General features: G+C 73.2%; 14 protein-coding genes. 8 read left to right on the forward strand and 6 right to left on the reverse strand.

What is annotated here, in order from left to right; translation table 11 throughout:
• Positions 1 to 61 precede the first annotated feature (61 nt).
• The 5 genes from BGP79_RS09810 to BGP79_RS09830 are packed head-to-tail and all read left to right on the forward strand — an operon-like array spanning position 62 to position 6342.
• Positions 62 to 1540, forward strand: a complete 1479-nt coding sequence (locus BGP79_RS09810; RefSeq protein ID WP_233121354.1) for a glycosyltransferase family 2 protein — start codon at positions 62 to 64, stop codon at positions 1538 to 1540.
• Complete coding sequence (locus tag BGP79_RS09815; RefSeq protein ID WP_083701768.1) at positions 1537 to 3618, forward strand: glycosyltransferase family 39 protein; 2082 nt, start codon at positions 1537 to 1539, stop codon at positions 3616 to 3618. The genes BGP79_RS09810 and BGP79_RS09815 overlap by 4 nt, the downstream gene beginning before the upstream one ends.
• Positions 3618 to 4499: a DUF4397 domain-containing protein gene (locus BGP79_RS09820; RefSeq protein WP_076695030.1), complete on the forward strand. Its 882-nt coding sequence runs from the start codon at positions 3618 to 3620 to the stop codon at positions 4497 to 4499. Before BGP79_RS09815 ends, BGP79_RS09820 begins: the two co-directional genes overlap by 1 nt.
• A complete protein-coding gene (locus tag BGP79_RS09825) occupies positions 4496 to 5647 on the forward strand; it encodes a glycosyl hydrolase family 8 (protein ID WP_076695032.1) in 1152 nt (383 codons plus the stop codon). The genes BGP79_RS09820 and BGP79_RS09825 overlap by 4 nt, the downstream gene beginning before the upstream one ends.
• Positions 5644 to 6342, forward strand: coding sequence for a class F sortase (locus BGP79_RS09830; protein ID WP_076695033.1), 699 nt, complete (start codon positions 5644 to 5646; stop codon positions 6340 to 6342). The genes BGP79_RS09825 and BGP79_RS09830 overlap by 4 nt, the downstream gene beginning before the upstream one ends.
• 49 nt (positions 6343 to 6391) lie before the next feature.
• Here the strand turns inward: BGP79_RS09830 and BGP79_RS09835 are convergent, their stop codons facing one another.
• Positions 6392 to 7630 (reverse strand): ROK family transcriptional regulator, encoded by a 1239-nt coding sequence (locus tag BGP79_RS09835; RefSeq protein ID WP_233121357.1) that lies wholly within the window; start codon positions 7628 to 7630, stop codon positions 6392 to 6394.
• Positions 7631 to 7708: 78 nt separating this feature from the next.
• Here BGP79_RS09835 and xylA point away from each other — a divergent pair, with 78 nt between their 5' ends.
• Together xylA and xylB are read left to right on the forward strand one after the other, a co-directional pair.
• Positions 7709 to 8887, forward strand: coding sequence for a xylose isomerase (xylA, locus tag BGP79_RS09840; protein ID WP_076695035.1), 1179 nt, complete (start codon positions 7709 to 7711; stop codon positions 8885 to 8887).
• A 3-nt stretch (positions 8888 to 8890) separates the two neighbouring features.
• Positions 8891 to 10363, forward strand: a complete 1473-nt coding sequence (xylB, locus tag BGP79_RS09845; RefSeq protein WP_076695036.1) for a xylulokinase — start codon at positions 8891 to 8893, stop codon at positions 10361 to 10363.
• A gap of 132 nt (positions 10364 to 10495) precedes the next feature.
• Here xylB and BGP79_RS09850 read toward each other — a convergent pair whose 3' ends face one another.
• The 5 genes from BGP79_RS09850 to BGP79_RS09870 form a co-directional block, all read right to left on the reverse strand.
• A complete protein-coding gene (locus BGP79_RS09850) occupies positions 10496 to 11626 on the reverse strand; it encodes an aldose epimerase family protein (RefSeq protein ID WP_083701770.1) in 1131 nt (376 codons plus the stop codon).
• A 124-nt stretch (positions 11627 to 11750) separates the two neighbouring features.
• Entirely contained in the window at positions 11751 to 14090 is a 2340-nt protein-coding gene (locus BGP79_RS09855) for a glycoside hydrolase family 3 N-terminal domain-containing protein (RefSeq protein WP_233121360.1), read from the reverse strand.
• 71 nt (positions 14091 to 14161) lie between these two features.
• Positions 14162 to 15034 carry a carbohydrate ABC transporter permease gene (locus BGP79_RS09860; protein ID WP_083701771.1) on the reverse strand — a complete coding sequence of 291 codons (873 nt, stop codon included), beginning with the start codon at positions 15032 to 15034 and terminating at the stop codon, positions 14162 to 14164.
• A 1-nt stretch (position 15035) separates the two neighbouring features.
• Positions 15036 to 15941, reverse strand: a complete 906-nt coding sequence (locus BGP79_RS09865) for a carbohydrate ABC transporter permease (RefSeq protein WP_076695038.1) — start codon at positions 15939 to 15941, stop codon at positions 15036 to 15038.
• Positions 15938 to 17248 carry an extracellular solute-binding protein gene (locus BGP79_RS09870; protein ID WP_076695351.1) on the reverse strand — a complete coding sequence of 437 codons (1311 nt, stop codon included), beginning with the start codon at positions 17246 to 17248 and terminating at the stop codon, positions 15938 to 15940. The genes BGP79_RS09865 and BGP79_RS09870 overlap by 4 nt, the downstream gene beginning before the upstream one ends.
• Positions 17249 to 17419: 171 nt before the next feature.
• On the opposite strand from BGP79_RS09870, the gene BGP79_RS09875 reads away from it, so the two are divergent.
• Positions 17420 to 18436 carry a LacI family DNA-binding transcriptional regulator gene (locus BGP79_RS09875; protein ID WP_076695039.1) on the forward strand — a complete coding sequence of 339 codons (1017 nt, stop codon included), beginning with the start codon at positions 17420 to 17422 and terminating at the stop codon, positions 18434 to 18436.
• The last annotated feature ends 25 nt before the right edge of the window (positions 18437 to 18461 follow it).

An 18461-nucleotide genomic window follows, 5' to 3' on the forward strand; every position in this document is an offset into this window, starting at 1 on the left:
TCGATTCGTGCTCGACGCGTGTGCGCCGACCATGGATCCGAACCCCCGAGGAGAGATCGTGTTGCCTTCCCTGTTCGTCACCGCACCCGCGACCGACGGCACCCCGGATCCCCTGTTGACCCCGCAGCCGAGCCCGGCTCCGGTCACCGGGGTGGTCCCCAACCGCGGGAGCGAGCTCCCGCCACCGGTCACCGGCGGCGCCGACGGCATCCTGCCGGACGTGGCCCACTGGACGGCGATGGAATGGCTGGGCTGCACCGCCCTGATCCTCGTCTCGGTCGCGCTGACCGCCGTGGCCCTGACCACCCTGTGGTGGATGCTGCACGCGTGGTGGTCTCGCGACAACCTGACCCGCAGTCAGTTCGCCGTGCGTCCGATCGCCCCCGCCCACCGGTTCTCCCTCCTCGTGCCCGCGCGCCACGAGGAGGAGGTGCTCGGCCAGACCCTGGACCGCCTCACGGAGCAGGACCACCCGGACGTCGAGATCATCGCCATCGTGGGCCACGACGACCCGGGCACCGAGCGGGTCGCCCGCGAGGCCGCGGCCCGCCACCCGGACCTCATCTCCGTCGTCGTCGACCACAGCGTGCCCAAGAACAAGCCGAAGGCCCTGAACACCGCGCTCGCCCACACCACCGGCGACATCGTCGGCGTGTTCGACGCCGAGGACGAGGTGCATCCGCACCTGCTGCGTCTCGTCGACTCCCGGTTCAGCGAGACCGGCGCTGCCGTCGTGCAGGGTGGCGTCCAGCTGATGAACTTCCGGAGCAGCTGGTGGGCCCTGCGCAACGTGCTGGAGTACTACTTCTGGTTCCGGTCCCGGCTCCACTTCCACGCCAACGCCAACTTCATCCCGCTCGGCGGCAACACGGTGTTCGTCCGGCGCGACTGGCTGGACTACTCGGACGGCTGGGACGCCGAGTGCCTCGCGGAGGACTGCGAGCTCGGCGTGCGTCTGTCCAGTGCCGGCGCAAAGGTCGCCGTCGCGTACTCGCCCGAGGTGGTCACCCGCGAGGAGACGCCCGGCAGCCTGCTCTCCCTGTTCAAGCAGCGGACCCGGTGGAACCAGGGCTTCCTGCAGGTGCTGCGGAAGGGCGAATGGCGCAAGCTGCCTCTCCGCTCCCAGCGGGCCTTCGCCCGGTACATGCTGGCGATGCCGTTCCTGCAGGCGTTCGCCGGGGTGCTCATCCCCGTCTCCCTCCTGTTGATGGCCGTGGCCAAGGTGCCCGCCTGGGTCGCGATGATCAGTTTCCTGCCGCTCGCGCCGACCCTGATCACCGTGGCCGTCGAGGTGGCCGCCCTGCACGAGTTCGGGCACCTCTACGGGAACCGGGCGCGCATCCGCGACTACGCGCGACTGCTCCTGGGCACCGTCCCGTTCCAGATCTTCCTCGCCGCCGCCGCCGTCCGATCCGTCGTGCGGCAGCTGCGCGGTGACCACTCCTGGGAGAAGACGGAGCACACCGGCGCCCACCGCACGGCCGAACCCGTGGCGACCGTGGCCACCGCCGAGCTGCAGACCTCCGGGGCGGGCCGATGAGGGCATTCACCGACTGGACGCCGGCTCCGCCCGCGTCCCCGCTGAACGCGCCGCCCGCCGTCGGGCGGGGAGCCCGGCCCGGTACCCCCGCCGCGCGGGCGGACCGGGCGAACCGCGCCACGGGATCGAGCCCCGCACCGGACCGGAGCGGCTCCTGGCCGACTCGGCACATCCGTTCGCTGGTGTGGTTGGCACCGCTGCTGCTGGTGGCCGGCGTGATCAACGTCGTCAACCTGGCGGGCACGCCGCAGCGGATCGACGACGAGGGCACGTACACGGCTCAGGCGTGGGCGGTGGACACCCTCGGCGAGCTGGCCCACTACACCTACTGGTACGACCACCCGCCGCTCGGCTGGATCCAGATCGCCGGGTATGCGCAGGTGACCGGCGCCTTCGAGCGGTACGACGTCTCGGTGATCGCCGCGCGCGAGGCGATGGTCGTCGCCGCGCTGATCAGCACCGGCCTGGTGTTCTGGCTCTGCCGGCGGCTGCGCCTGGGCCGCCCGGCCGCGGCGCTCGCTGCGGGCCTGTTCGCGCTCTCGCCGCTGGCGATCCAGTACCACCGCACCGTCTACCTGGACAACGTCGCGACCGTCTGGCTGCTCCTCGCCCTGATCCTGGCCACCGCGCGGCACCGGCAGCTCGCCGGCTTCGCCGCGTCCGCCGCCTGTCTCGGGGTCGCGGTGCTCTCGAAGGAGACCTACCTGCTCGCGATCGTCCCGGTCGCCTGGGTGATGATCCGCCAGTCGCACCCCTCGACCCGGCGCTACACGCTCGCCGTCGCCGGCAGCGTGCTCGGTCTGATCGGCATCAGCTACCTGCTGCTCGCCACGGTCAAGGGCGAGCTGTTCCCCGGCCCCGACCGGGTCAGCCTGATGGGTGGCGTCGCCTTCCAGCTGGGCGGACGCGCCTCGAGTGGACTCGCCACCGAGGCGGGCAGCCAGATCAGCCGGACCCTGTCCCAGTGGTGGCACCTCGACCCGGTGTTCATCACCCTCGGGCTGCTGTGCGCGGTGATCGGGATCGGCATCCGGCGCGTCCGGCCGTTCGCCGTGATCGTCGTCGCCCTGGTCCTGTTCATGTTCCGGCCGGGAGGCTACCTGCCGGTCCCCTACGTCATCATGCTGCTGCCGCTGGCCGCGGTGGCCGTGGCGGGTGTCGCCCACGCCGCCGTCGAGCGACTGCGCGCGGGAGCCGGGATCCGGCGCGCCCAGGGCGTCGCCGGCATCCTGGTGCTGCTCGCCGGTGGCGTCGTGGCCGTGCCCGTGTGGGGCTCGCTGTACGCGGGCCAGCTGACGGCGGACCTGGACCGGCCGTCCGTCGAGGCGCAGCAGTGGGTGGCCCGCAACGTCGGCAAGGATCAGCGCCTGCTGGTCGACGACGCGATGTGGGTGGACCTCGTCCGCTCCGGCTTCGCGCGGGAGAACGTCATCTGGTACTACAAGCTCGACACCGACTCCCAGGTGATCGCCCAGTCCCCGAACGGGTGGAAGGACTCGGACTGGATCATCACGACCGACTCGATGCGCACGTTCCCGGACCAGTTCCCGCAGGTCAAGGCCGCGATCGCGAACTCGACGGTGGTGGCCTCGTTCGGCTCCGGACAGCAGCGTGTCGACGTCCGGCAGATCCACGCGGAAGGCCTCGCCGCCGGCGAGCGCGCCGACCGGGCGCTGCGCACCGAGCGTGCCGCCGTCGGCGCCGAGCTGGCCGCCAACCCGCGGCTCACCCTGACGCCCAGCGCGCGCGCCCAGCTGCGTGCCGGCCAGGTCGACTCGCGGGTCATGCTCGCGCTCGCGCAGCAGGTGATGCAGACCACCCTGACCATCACCGACTTCCCGGCGGAGGACGGGACCGACGGCACCTACCGCCGCAGCGCACTCGTCACCGCCGTCGACGGGCGCCCCGCCGTCACCGGCACCGACGCGGCCCGCCGGATCACCGCGTGGACCAGCGGGCTCACCGGCCCGTTCGGCCACCCGGCCGTGACCGCGGCCGACAACGGCATGACCATCACCTACCCCCTGGGCGAGCCGGAGAACCTGCTCGACCCGTCACTGTCGAAGGGAACCCGATGATGAACAGCACCAGTCCCGCCCGCCCCCGTGTCCGCCTCCTCACCCGACTCGCCGCCGTGATCGGAGCCCTGCTGCTGGCGCTCGGTGCCGGCGGCGCGCCCGCCATCGCCGCGGACAAGCCCACGCCCAACCCCTCACCGGGCTCGGGCTGGATCCGCGTCATGCACCTCTCGCCCGACACCGCGGAGGCCGCCGTCACCCTGACCGCGGTGTCCGGCGGTGCCCAGAAGACGGTCAGCGGGGTGCACTTCGGCGACGCCTCGAAGTACCTCGCCGTCCCGCCCGGCAACTACGTCGTGGCGATCAAGCCGGCCCACAGCACCCGCGCCCTGCTGGAACGGTCCATCACGATCGCGAAGGATCAGCCGCTGACGATGGCCGTGACCGGAATGGGCGGGAAGCTCGCCACCCAGCTCTACACGGACCAGCTCGCCACGGTCCCCGCCGAGAAGGCGAAGGTCCGGATCATCCAGGCCTCGTCCGTGCACCCGACCGTCACCGTCCGCACCCGTGACGGCGACGACATCGCCCAGGACGCCGGCACCGGTGAGGCGACCGGGTACGCCACCGTCCCCGCCGGGGCGTGGCCGCTGACCCTCCGGTCCGGCAGCACCTCGGTCGACGCCACCGTCACCCTGCCGTCCGGCAGCACCACCACGGTGCTGGTGATGGACAACGCGAAGCGGACGCTCACCGCCAAGGCCGTCGTCGACTCCGAGGCGGTCAAGGCCATGCCGAAGGGCGGCATCAACACCGGTGCCGCTCCCGCGAGTGCGACCGGTGCGAGCCCGGCCCTGCCCGTGGGCGCGGCCGCGGTCGGTGGCGTCGTCCTGGCGGGCGCGCTGCTGGCCCGCCGGCGCCGGTCCGCCGGGCGCGGATGAGCCGCCGACGACGGATCCTGACCTTCTCGGCCGTGATCGGCGTGACGGTACTGCTGGCGGTGGCCCTCGGGGTGGTCGCCACGACCTCGGGCGGGCGTTCGACGCCCCAGGCGCACAGCACCGACCAGTCCCCCGCGCCGACGGTGCCGGCCACGGCGGCCGGATCCGCCCGGGCCTTCCTGGACCGGTGGGTGGATCCGGACGGCCGGGTCGTGCGCCGGGACCAGGGCGGTGACACGGTCAGCGAGGGGCAGGCGTACGGCCTGCTGATCGCGCTGGCCGCCCGCGACCGTGACGCGTTCGCCCGGATCCTCGGCTGGACGCAGGCCCACCTGCAGCGCGACGACCAGCTGCTCTCCTGGCGGTGGGCGGACGGCGCGGTGCAGGACTCCGCGCCGGCCGCCGACGCCGACCTCGACGCCGCACGGGCGCTCGTGCTGGCCGGCCGGGCGTTCGGCGAGCCCCGGTACACGACCGCCGGCACCCGCCTGGCGACCGCCGTGCTGGACCGGCTGACGACGACCACGAAGCACGGGCGCGTGCTGCTGCCCGGGCGCTGGGCCGCCGGACGGGCGGATGTGCCGTACAACCCGTCGTACGCCTCCCCCGCCGCCTTCGCGGTGCTGGGCCGGGCCACCGGCGACCGGCGCTTTGCGGAACTGGAGGCCGGTTCCCGGGCCGTGACGACGGCGATCCTGCAGGAGACGTCGCTGCCGCCGGACTGGGCGCAGCTGCGAGCCGACGGCGCGGTCAACCCGCTGCCCGGCCCGGACGGCGCCGGCGGCCCGGTGCGCTACGGGTACGACGCCGCCCGCGTGGCCCTGCGCTACGCCGAATCGTGCGACGCGGCCGACCGGACCCTGGCCTCCCGCCTGCGGCCGGTGCTGGAGCGGAACGACCCCCTGCCGATCTCCCTGGACCTGGGCGGCACCGCGACGGACCCGGCCGAACACCCCCTGGCCTACGCGGCGCGGGCGGCGACGCGGTCCGCCGCCGGGGACCCGGCCGACGCCCGCGGCGACCTGGAACGGGCCGCCGCGCTCGACGCGGAACGGCCCACCTACTACGGCGCTGCCTGGGCGGCGCTCGGGAGGATCATGCTCACCACCGACGATCTCGGCGGCTGCACCCCGGGAGCTGCCGCGTGAGTACGCGCACCGGCCCCCTCGCCGTCGTCACGGCTCTCGCCGTCGCCGCCGGGCTCACCCTGAGCGGGTGTGCCGGGGGCGGGGCGGCGACGGCGATCGGGACGGGGGCGGCCCCGTCGTCCGCCGCGTCGCCGGCACCGTCGTCCTCGGCGGCTTCCTCCACGCCGCCGTCGGCCGCGGCCTCCTCACTCGGTCCCGGCCGGCTGGATCGCCTGCAGGACCCCACGGGGGCGTCCCCCGCGGCGAGTGTCGGCGCACCGACCCGGGTACGGATTCCCGGCATCGGCGTGGACAGCACACTGGAGAACCTCCGACGGGACGCCGCGGGCGTGCTCGCCGCGCCGAAGGACTGGCAGCGCGCCGGCTGGTACACCGAGTCGCCCGTGCCCGGGCAGCGGGGTCCGTCCGTGATCGCCGGCCATCTGACGGCCCCGGACGGCCCGGGCGTCTTCTACCGGCTGCCCGAGCTCCGCCCCGGGGACCCGGTGACGGTCACCGGTGCCGACGGGCGGGACGTGCACTTCACCGTCACCCGCGTCCTCAGCGCGGACCGGGTCGGGATCTTCCCCACCGAGCAGATCTACGGGCCGACACCGGACGCGCAGCTGCGGTTGATCACGTGCGACGGGCACTGGGACCCGGCACTCGGCCACTGGACCCGCAACCTCGTCGTCTTCGCGACCGCCGACGGCTGAGAACACGGCCGGCGGGAGCGCGCTGCGCAGCCCGCCGATCCGGACGGGCTCAGCGGCCGGGGCGTCCACCGCCGTCGATCCACGCCGCGGGCCGGTCGATGACCCCCTCGAGCACGCTGATCGCGGCGCCGGTCGCGGCGGGCGCCCGGTCCTCGACGTGCTCGTCGACCGTCACCGTGGGGCCGCCGAAGCGCCCCGCCAGCACCCGGGAACCGAGCCGCCCGGCCAGATCCGGGGCGATCAGCGCCCCGAGGCGGCCGAGGTGGCCACCGAGCACGACGGCGGGGATGTCGAGCAGGTTGACGGCGCTGACCAGCGCCGTCTCCAGCGCCCCGAGCGCCGTCTCCAGCGCCCGCACCGCCGCCTCGTCGCCGGCCCGGCACGCCTCGGCGAACTGGTCGATGCCCGCGGTCGCCGGCAGGCCCGCGGCGGTCTGCAGGGCCCGCAGCCCGGCATAGCGCTCGAGGCAGCCGCGCGAGCCGCACGGGCAGGCCGGGCCGTCGGCGTCGACGCAGACGTGCCCGATCTCCCCGGCCCAGCCGTGCTGGCCGCGCATCACCCGGCCGCCGAGCACCGCGGCGCCGCCGATGCCGATCTCACCGGAGAGGTAGATGAAGTCCTGCGGCCCGTCCGGCCGTCCCGGTACCGGCTGGGCGACGGTCACGGCGGCGGAATCGGCCTCGTTGCTCAGCTGGACCGGACCGAGGTCCGGCGTCGCGAGCAGCGGGACGGGTTCGACGGCGGACCAGCCGAGGTTGGGTGCCCGCAGCAGGGTGCCCGTCCCCGGGCGCACGATGCCGGGCAGGGCGAGGCCGGTGCCGACGAGGATGCGGTCCGCCCCGGCCGTGGCGAGGACGCGGGCGCCACAGGCACCCATCAGCGGCAGCACCGCGGCGGGGTCGCTGCCGACGAAGTCCCCGTCGACGGCCTCCTCCGCGACGACCGTGCCGTCGAGCGCCACCAGCCGGGCAAGCAGGAACGTCGCGTTCACCTGGAGCCCGAGGGCGCAGAGCCGGTCGTCGGCCACCACGGGCGTCGCGGGCCGCCCGAGCCCCCCGCCCACCTTGGCCACCTCGCGCACGAGTCCGCCGGCGAGCAGGTCGTCGACCAGGCGGGAGACGGTGGACCGGGTCAGCGCCGTCGCTACCGCGACGTCGGCGCGGGACATCGCCGTGGGCGCGCCGAGCACGATGCGCGCGACGAGCGAGAGGTTGTGCTCCCGCAGGGTGGCCTGGGTGGCGGCCGCCGCCGGTCGGGGCCGCGCCGGGACGCCGATGACGGTGTTCACGGCATTGACTGTAGCGGACGTCACTATTATGTTGTGTGAAACAACAAATGGTCAGTGAAGACTCATGAAGGAGCAGACATGGTGCGCCAGCCCACGAAGGACGACCGGTTCTCATTCGGCCTCTGGACCGTCGGATGGACGGGTATCGACCCGTTCGGATCCGCGACCCGCCCGTCCCTGGACCCCTGGGAGTACAGCGAGAAGCTCGCGGAGCTGGGTGCCTGGGGCATCACCTTCCACGACAACGACGTCTTCCCGTTCGACGCGGACGAGCAGACCCGGCGCCGCATCACCGGCCAGCTCAAGGATGCCGCCGACAAGGCCGGCCTGGTCATCGAGATGGTCACCACCAACACCTTCACCCACCCGGTGTTCAAGGACGGCGGGCTCACCTCGAACGACCGGGGCGTGCGCCGCTTCGGCCTGCGCAAGGTGCTCTCCGCCGTCGACCTGGCCGCCGAGATGGGCGCGAGCACCTTCGTGATGTGGGGCGGCCGCGAGGGCGCCGAGTACGACTCCTCCAAGAACCTCTTCGCCGCGCTGCAGCGGTACAAGGAGGGTCTGGACACCGTGGCCGGCTACATCAAGAGCCAGGGCTACGACCTGCGGATCGGCCTCGAGCCGAAGCCCAACGAGCCGCGCGGCGACATCTTCCTGCCCACGGCCGGGCACGCGCTGGCGCTGATCGCCGAGCTCGAGCACGGCGACATCGTCGGGCTGAACCCCGAGACCGGGCACGAGCAGATGGCCAACCTCAACTACACGCACGCCCTGGCGCAGGCGCTGTTCAGCGGCAAGCTGTTCCACATCGACCTGAACGGGCAGAAGGGCCTGAAGTACGACCAGGATCTCGTGTTCGGCCACGGTGACCTGCTCTCGGCCTTCTTCACGGTCGACCTGCTGGAGAACGGCTTCCCGGGCTCCCCCGACGGCCCCCGCTACACCGGCCCGAAGCACTTCGACTACAAGCCGTCCCGCACCGAGTACTTCGAGGGCGTGTGGAAGTCCGCGGCCGCCAACATGGCGACCTACCTGCAGCTGGCCGAGAAGGCACGGGCGTTCCGCGCCGACGACCGCGTGCAGGAGGCCATGCGGTACTCCGGCGTCGCGGATCTCGCCCAGCCGACGCTCGCCCCGGGTGAGACGGTGGCGGACCTGCTCACCGCGACGGACGACTTCGACCTGGACGCCGCCGCCGAGCGCGACTACGGGTTCGTCCAGCTGCACCAGCTCGCCGTCGAGCACCTGATCGGCTGAGTCGTGTCCCTCGTCGCCGGCGTCGACAGCTCGACGCAGTCCTGCAAGGTCGTCATCCGGGACGCCGCGACCGGGGCGCTCGTGCGCTCCGGCTCGGCCCCGCACCCCGACGGCACGGAGGTGGACCCCGAGGCCTGGTGGCTCGCCCTGCAGGCGGCCGTCGAGGACGCCGGTGGCCTGGACGGCGTCACCGCGATGGCGGTGGGCGGTCAGCAGCACGGCATGGTGGTGCTCGACGCCGACGGGGCGGTGATCCGGCCGGCCCTGCTGTGGAACGACACCCGCTCGGCGGACGCGGCCACGGATCTGGCCCGCGAACTGGGCGACGGGCACCTGGAGCGCGGCCGCGCCGCCCTGCTGGCCGCGGGCGGCTCCGTGCCGCTCGCGTCGTTCACCGTGACCAAGCTGCGCTGGCTGGCCGACCACGAACCGGAGAACGCTGGCCGGGTGGCCGCGGTGGCACTGCCCCACGACTGGCTCACCTGGCGGCTCTCGGGCTCAACGGACGTACGCACGCTGACCACGGACCGGTCTGACGCGTCCGGCACCGGGTACTGGCATCCGGGCACCGGGCAGTACCGCTGGGAGTTGCTCTCGCGTGCCCTGCGCCGCGACGTCGGGCCGGGCGACCTGGCGCTGCCGCGCGTCGCCGGGCCGTTCGAGGCGGTCGGCGAGACGGCCGCGTCCGGCGCGATCCCGGCCGGCATCGTCCTCGCCCCCGGGTGCGGCGACAACGCCGGCGCGGCCCTCGGCCTCGGGCTGGCGCCCGGCCAGGTGTTCGTGTCCCTGGGCACGTCCGGCGTGGTCGCCGCGGTGGCGGACTCCCCCGCCGCCGACCTGAGCGGGATCGTCGCGGGCTTCGCCGACGCCACGGGGGCCTTCCTCCCCCTGGCCTGCACCCTCAACGGCACCCGGGTGCTCGAGGCGGGGCGGCGCCTGCTCGGCGTCGACCACGAGGGTTTGAGCGCGCTCGCGCTGGCGGCCGAGCCCGGCGCCGGCGGACTCGTGCACGTGCCGTACCTCGAGGGCGAGCGCACCCCGGACCTGCCCCGCGCCACGGGGTCCCTGCGCGGCATGACCCCGGCGTCGCTCACGCGGGAGAACCTCGCCCGGGCGGTCGTCGAGGGCCTGCTGTGCCACCTGGCCGCGGCCCTGGACGGCATCCGGGCGCTCGGCGTCGAGGCCGACGAGGTGACCCTCGTCGGCGGCGGCGCCCGCTCCGCGGCCGTGCGCCGCCTCGCCCCCGGCCTGCTCGGCGTGCCCGTGGTGGTGCCGGCAGCGGGCGAGTACGTGGCCGACGGCGCCGCCCGGCAGGCCGCGACCACCGTCGCCGGCGCCGACACACTCGTCGCGTGGGCCCGCACCGACGAGGAGCGCTTCACCGGCCCGGCGCAACCGGAGGTCCGGGCCGCCTGGGACCGGCAGGCCGCCCGGGTCGCGGAGGAGTTCACCGGGACCGCCGACCCCGGAGCGTGACCGCCGTGGTGAGTCCGTCGACGGATCCACCCCCAGAACTGCCTCCGGTCACCGACACCGGCAGGGCCTCCGCTCGGCGCGGCGCGCTCGCCCGTCCGTCGCGTTCAGTCCGTCGTGGTCAGGCCGTTGCGTTCAGTCCGCGGTGCGGAACTCCCACCGGATCCGGGCCCGCCACGTCCGCCCGGGCCGCAGGACCGCGGACGGGAGATCCGGCCGATTCGGTGCGTCGGGGCACTGCTGCGCCTCCAGCGCGATGCCGTCGCCGGGCCGGTACAGCTCCCCGCCGTGTCCCGGCACCATCGTGGCCAGCACGTTGCCGGAGTAGACCTGCACCGACGGCTGGTCGGCGAGCACCCGCACGCCGCGACCCGTGCCGGGCAGGCTGAGGTCCGCGATCTCGCGCAGGCCGGCTCCATCGGGCCGGGCACCGGTCGAATCGTCGGCCCGGTCGGGTGTCGCGCCGTCCGGGAGATAGGGGTGGTCGAGGCCGCCGACGGCGGTCACCTGCGGCACCGGGCGACGGCGTGCCCGGCCGAGCTCCACCCCGTCCCGCAGGTCCAGCCCGGCGGTGTCGACGTCGACGATGTCGCCGGGAATACCGGTGGCGTCCACCGCCAGCACCCGCCCGGCCGGCACCCGCAGCACGTGCTCGTCCACGCTGCCGCGCCCGGCGAGGTTGAGGTAGAGGTGGCTGGTGAGGCTGACGGGCGTGGGCGCGTCGGTGACCGCCTCGATCGTCAGGTCCAGCGTCGATCCCTCGACCGTGTACCGAGCGATCACGTCGAGCCGCCCGGGGAATCCGCCGTCTCCGTCGGGACTGGTCAGGGCGAGCTCGAGGCTGGTCGGCGTGTGCCCGGTGACCCGCCAGGGCCGCCGGTCCAGCCCGGCGCCGCCGCCGTGCAGGGTGTGCTCCCCGTTGTTGGCGACGAGGGGGTACCGCCGGCCGTCCAGCTCGAAGGCGGCACCGGCGATGCGGTTGGCGAACCGGCCGATCAGGCCGCCGAGGAAGGCATCCGGGTGGGCGAGGTACCCGGCCATGTCACCGAAGCCGAGGGCGACATCCGTCCAGGCGTCCCCGCCGCTGCCGGTCCGCAGGCGGATCCGATTGACGGTCGCGCCGCGATCCAGGATCGTCACCGCGAGCGCGTCGCCCCCGATGGCCAGGGCGGCGACCGGCCCGCCCTCCGCGTCGGCGCCGAACCGACGCGACGAGCCCGGCTCGTCCACCGGTGCGGTCCCGGGTGCCTCCACGGCGTCACTCACCCTTGCTCCTGTCCTCGCCCCTCACCTGCGATCCACGATCTCACGCGCCGCGATCGCCCACAGTCCTGCGCCGCCCGGACGACGCCGTCCGGCCGACGCCGGCGCGGTCACCGCTCGCGACGCGTCACCGGCGTTCCAGCGTCCACGGGGTGGTGAGCACGCGGCCCTCGCCCACCACGCGCCGCTCACCGGTGAGGGTGAACGGCAGGTCCGAGACGATGTCCCGGCTCGAGGTGCCGACCCGCAGGCTCATCGCGCCGGGCTCGACGATGCGCCGCAGGTCCGTCCCGGTGAAGGACGTGCGGTCGGCGTGCACGCGGAACCGGACGCACGCAGACTCCCCCGGCTCCAGAGTGACCCTGGCGTAGCCGATCAGCGCGATGATCGGCCGGGTCACCTCGGCGACGTCGTCGTGCAGGTACACCTGGACGACCTCGGTGGCCGTCCGCTCGCCCGTGTTGGTGACGGGGACCGAGACGGTCAGCTCGCCGTCGACCGGCACCTCGGTGCGGTCCAGTTCGGCCTCGCCGAGGCTCAGCTGCGCGTACCCGAGACCGAAGCCGAACGGGTACAGCGGCCGCGGGTCCAGGTTGGAGACGCCCTCGCTGAACCAGCCGAGCGGCGGCGCGAGGTAGGTGCCGGGCTGGCCGCCCACGGTGGCGGGGATGCCGACGGGCAGACGCCCCGAGGGGTCGACGACGCCGGTCAGCACGTCGGCGAGTGCGGCACCGCCCTCCTCCCCGGGCATGAACGCCTGGACGACGGCCGCACAGCGGTCGGCGTGGTCGCCGAGTGCGTACGGCCGGCCGGAGACGACCACGAGCACGACGGGCGTGCCGGTGGCGAGGACGGCCTCGACGAGCTCCCCCTGCACGCCGGGCAGGCGCAGGTCCTCCGCGTCGCAGCCCTCACCGGAGGTGCCCTGGCCGAAGAGGCCGGCGAGGTCGCCGACCGCGAGCACCGCGACGTCGGCCGCCGAGGCGAGCGCCACCGCGGCGTCGAAGCCGGACCGGTCCGCCTCCAGCACGGGGGCGCCGAGCGCGTGGGTCACCGCGTCGCCGAACCGCTCGGTCAGGGCGTCGCGCAGCGAGTCGACCCGGATGCCGAGGCCCAGGTCGGGGTAGCGGCCGAGGACGTGGTTGGGGAACGAGTAGCAGCCCATGAACGTGCGGGCCTCGTCGGCGCACGGGCCGATCAGGGCGACGGAGGTGCCGTCGGCCAGGGGCAGGACGCCGTCGTTGGCCAGCAGGACGATGCTGCGCTCCGCGACCTCCCGGGCCAGCTGCCGGTTGGCCGCGGAGTCCAGGTCCCGTTCGGTGCCGACGGTCGCCGGGTCGAAGCCGGGGTCGAGGAGCCCGAGGTCGATCTTCTGGCGCAGCACGCGGGCCACGGCGGTGTCGATCGTGGCCTCGTCGAGCAGCCCGGCCTCGACGGCCTCGGCCAGCCGCGCGTAGGTGCCCGTGTTCGGCAGCTCCACGTCCAGGCCGGCGCTCACCGCCAGGGCGGCGGCCTCGGCCGGCCCGCCCGCGACGCGGTGCATGGTCTCGAGGAAGGTGACCGCCCAGTAGTCGGAGACGACGACGCCGTCGAACCCCCACCGCTCGCGCAGCACCCCGGTCAGCAGGTCCCGGCTCGACGCCGCGGGCACCCCGTCGATGTCGGAGTAGGAGTTCATCACCGAGCGGGCACCGCCCTCCCGCACCGCGAGCTCGAAGGGGTACAGCATCACGTCCTCGAACTCGCGCGGCCCCATCGGCACGGGCGCGTGGTTGCGGCCGGCACGGGAGGCGGAGTAGCCGGCGAAGTGCTTGAGGGTCGCGTGCACACCCGCCTCCTGCAGGCCCCGCACGTAGGCGGCGCCGAGCGTGCCGACGAGGTACGGGTCCTCCCCCGTCGTCTCCTCCACCCGCCCCCACCGGTAGTCGCGCACGACGTCGAGCAGCGGGGAGAGGCCCTGGTGGACGCCGACGGCGGCGAGGTCGGCACCGATCGCGTGCGCCATCCGTTCGATCAGGTCCGGGTCGAAGGTCGCGCCCCACGCGATGGCGGCCGGGTAGACGGTCGCGCCGTAGGCGGTGAAACCGGTCAGGCACTCCTCGTGGGCGATCGCCGGGATCCCCAGCCGGGAGCGCTCGATCACCTGGCGCTGGTAGTCCCGCAGGTGCGCGAGGCCGTCGGCGACGCTCACCGGCTCCGTCCCCCAGTTGCGGGTCAGGTGCCCGAGGCCGTCCCGGGTCGCGTCGTCCCAGGTGACGCCCGCGCTCAGCCCGCTCTCCATGGGGGCGACGTCACCGGCGATCTGGCCGGCCTGCCGCGGGGTGGGCCAGAAGCTGCCGAGCTGGCCGATCTTCTCGGCGAGGGACAGCTCGGCGAGCAGAGCCTGGACCCGGGACTCGGTGGGCTGCTGCGGGTCGTTCCAGAGGTGCAGGTCGTTCTGGGGGTGCATGTCGTTCCGGATGTGCATGGTGCTCCAGGGGACGGGCACCGGAGACCGGTGCGGTGAAGAAGAGTCGGTGGCCAGGAAGGCAGACAGGATTACTTGGAGAAGCCGGCGGTCAGGCCCGAGACGAGCTGCCGGCGCCCGACGGCGTACGCGGCCAGCAGCGGCAGCACCGAGAGCACGACGGCGGCCAGGACGGCGGGCACGTTGACGGTGAAGGCGCCCTGGAAGGACCACAGCGACAGCGGCAGTACCCGCTGGCTCGCACTCTGCGTGAGGATCAGCGGGAACAGGAAGCCGTTCCACACGTTCAGGGCGTCGTAGATGGCGACGGTGATGATCGCCGGGCGGGCGAGCGGCACGGCGAGCGACCACAGCATCCGCCACGGGCTCGCGCCGTCGACCGTCATCGACTCGAACAGCTCGCTCGGCACGTCGCGGAGGAAGTTCACGAGGATGAGCACGGTGATCGGGATGGCGAAGGCGATCGACGGCAGGATCAGCGCCCACAGGGTGTCGTACAGGCCGAGCTGCACGATCAGGTAGTAGACGGGGATGATCACGCCCTGCAGCGGGATGGCGATGCCGAGGAGCAGCGCATCGAAGAACCGCCGGGAGAACCGGGACGGGTTGCGCACGATCACGTAGGCCGCCAGCAGGCAGACGAACACGGCGACGGCCACGCTCACCCCGGTGACGATCACCGAGTTGACGAAATAGGTGGCGAAGTCGGCCTTGAGCACCTGACCGTAGGCCGTCAGCGTCGGTGCGGACGGCACCGAGAGCGGGTTCGCCGAGAAGTACTCGGCCCGCGGGCGCAGGCTCGTCACCACGATGTAGTAGATCGGCAGGATGGTGATCGCGAGCCAGAGCCAGCCCAGCAGCCCGCCGATGAGGTTCGGTGCCTTCCGGCCGCCCAGGCCGAGGGAGAGACCGGAGGCCTTGCGTTCGCGCAGGGCGATGGCCATGTCAGGCTCCTTCCAGGCGGCTGGCCGCGTTGGCGCCGCCGCCGAGCCGGTTGAGCGCCAGGGAGACGGTCAGGCCGACGACGACGAGCAGGACGCCGACGACGCTCGCGCCGCCCATGTCGTAGGACCGGAAGCCGCGCAGGTACATGTCCAGCGGCAGGATCCGCGTCGCGTCGCCCGGTCCCCCGCCCGTCATGACGAAGATCAGGTCGAAGTAGGTCAGGGAGCCGACGATCATCAAGGTGGATGAGGTGATGATCGTGTTCCGCACCTGCGGCAGCGTGATGTGGAGGAACGACGCGACCCGTCCGGCCCCGTCGATCCGCGCCGCCTCGTACATCTGCACGGGGATCTGCCGGACGGCGCCCTGGTAGAGCAGCGAGTGGAACGGGATGAAGGACCAGGAGACGACGAAGAGCAGGGTCGGCATCGCCAGGGAGGGGTTGCCCAGCCAGTCCTGGTTCAGCCAGTCGGCGCCGAAGGCCCGGCCCAGCCCGAAGTTCGGGTCGAGCAGCGCCTTGTAAGCGATGCCGATCGCGGCCGCGGAGAAGAGCAGCGGCAGGAAGTACAGCACCGAGAGCACCGCCCGGTACCGCTGCTGGCCGGCCATGAAGACGCCGAGCAGCAGGCTCACCGGGAACTGGACGAGCCAGCTGGCCGCCGTCAGCACGAGCGTGAGGCCGAACGCGCGCTGCGTGGTCGGATCGGTGAGGATCCTGCCCCAGTTGTCGGGGCCGATCCAGGCCGGCGTGCCGAGGCCGTCCCACGACATGAAGGACAGGACCACCACCCCGACCAGCGGGATCAGCGCGAAGACGGCGAAGAACGCGAGCGCCGGCGCCGCCAGCCAGGCCGAGGGGCCGGTGCGCGCACGCTCACGCGCACCGGCTCGTCGTGCTGGACTCACTTGGCCGCCTTCATGGCGTCCGCGAACTGCTGCGGCGTCGCCTGGCCCAGGAACAGCTTGCCGAGGTTCGTCAGCAGCGTCTGGGACTGGCCCGACGTGAGTGCCTGGTCCCAGGAGAGCTCGAAGTTGGGCGCGTTCTTGACCATGCCGTAGGCGAAGGTCAGGAAGTCCTTCTGGTCCGAGGCGGCCAGCTTGCTCTCGGCGTCCTTCGTGACGGGCACGTTGCCGCCGTCGATCAGCGACTTGACGTAGGTGTCGTCGAACAGCCCCTCGTTCAGGTACTGCGTCGCCGCCTTCTTCTGGGCGTCGGACGCCGTCGCGGAGATCGACCAGAAGTTGGCCGGGTTGCCGACGATGTTCTTCGCGTCGCCCTTGCCGCCGGCCACGGACGGGAAGGTCGCGTAGCCGAGCTTGCCGTTCTTGACGAAGTCCGGGGCGTCGGTCAGGAAGCTGGCGTAGACCCACGCGCCCTGCAGCAGCATGCCCGCCTGGTTCTGGTGGATGAGGGCGACGTCGGCCCCCGAGTCGGCGGTGACCGAGCCGTAGCGGTCACCGAACGCGCCCGCCTTGACCAGCTGGGAGATCATGTCGAGCGCCTTGAGCATCGCCGGGTCGCTCCACGCGGACGAGTCGCCGGCCTTGATCTTCGCGAACAGCTCCGGGCCGCCCACGCGGTCCGCGAGGTACTCGATCCACATCAGTTCGGGCCACACGCTCTGACCGGCCAGGGCGATCGGCGTCTTCACGCCGGCCGCCTTGAGCTTGGCGACGGCGTCGAGCAGCTCGTCGAACGTGGCCGGCGCCTTGGTCACGCCGGCCTTGTCCATCAGGTCCTTGTTCGAGAACAGCACCACCGGCTGGGCGTTGTTGTTGGGGACCGCGTACACCTTGCCGTCGACCTTGCCGGACTCGAGCACCGAGGGCAGCAGCCGGGACTGGAGGTCCTTCGTCGAGTCGGTCAGATCGACGACCTTCTTGTTCTGCACGTACTCCTTGAGCGTGCCGCCGGTCCAGTTGTAGATCAGGGTCGGGGCGTTGCCGGAGCCGACCGCGGTGCGGATCTTCTCCTTGTACGCGTCGTTGGCGAAGAACTCCGAGGAGATCTTCGTGTCACCGTGGGCGCCGTTCCACTCGTCGAACGAGTCGTGGAACGCCTGCTCGGCTCCGCCGGTCAGCGCCCAGGCGGAGAATCCCGAGCCGCCGGCCGCGCCGTCCGCCCCACCGGGCTTCGCTCCCCCGCCGCAGGCGGTGAGCGTCAGCGCCGAGGCGACCGCGACCGCCACCATGCCCGTCCGTAGTGCTCGCATGGCCACCCTCTTTTCTGCGCAACGTTGCGCTGTTGTTTCCGTCACATCACACGCTAGAGCAGTCCACTGCCGCCCGACAAGAGGCTGCGGACCACTTTTTTCTGCGGAACAACAAATTGGGCAGGTGCGGCGGAATGGACGAAACGTTTCGCGGTGTCCTACCGTGTCCCCATGGAACGGGTGGGTCTCGGGGACGTGGCACGAGTCGCGGGGGTGTCGAAGGGCACGGCGTCGAAGGTGTTCAACAGCCGGCACGGCATCTCGACGCAGACCGCGGCGCGGGTCCGCGCCGCCGCGCAGGAGCTGGGGTACGTCGCCACGGAGCGGGTCCGGCCCGAGGGCCCGCCGACGGTGTGGGTCGCCTTCGACACGCTCGCCAACCACTACGCCGCGACGGTGCTCGACGGGCTGCTCGCCGAGGTGCACGCGCTCGGTGCCGTCGCCGTGATCGCCCGCTGGGGAGACGCCCGCGGTCCGGGGCCCCGGCCGGCCACCCCGGAGTGGATGGAGTACGGGCACGCTCACGGTGCCGATGCCTTCCTGCTGATCACGACCCCGGCCGACGACGCGCACGCCCGTGCCGCCCACCGCCTCGGCACTCCGCTGGTGGTCATGGATCCCTCCACGTCGATGCCCGCCGGCGTCCTGTCCGTCGGTGCCACCAACTGGCGCGGCGGCATGCAGGCGACCGAGCACCTGATCGGTCTCGGACACCGCCGGATCGCCTTCCTCGGCGCCCCGGTCTCCTCGACGCCCGGCGAGGAGCGCCGCGCCGGCTACATCGCCGCGCTCGCGGCGGCCGGCCTGCCGGTCGACGAGCGGCTCGTCGTGCCCGGCGCGTTCCGGTTCGAGGACGGGCTGGCGGCCACGGATCTGCTGGCCGCGCCCGAGCCGCCCACCGCGGTGTTCGCCGCGTCCGACGCCGTCGCCCTCGGCGTGCTCGAGGCGGCCCGCCGCACGGGTCGCCGCGTCCCCGAGGACCTCTCCGTGATCGGATTCGACGACTCCTACGCTGCGTCCAGCGCCTCTCCCCCGCTCACCACCGTCAACCAGCCCCTCGCCGAGATGGGCCACGTCGCCGTGCGCGCCGCGCTCGCGGGAGTGCGTGGGGAGGCGGCCACCTCGGCGCCCGTGCAGCTGGGCACCCGGCTCGTCGTGCGCGGCTCGACGGCCGCCCCCGCCGGCTGATTCCTTCACAGCCCGGCTGGGCCGG

The organism is Tersicoccus sp. Bi-70, assembly GCF_001968825.1.
GTDB lineage: Bacteria > Actinomycetota > Actinomycetes > Actinomycetales > Micrococcaceae > Tersicoccus.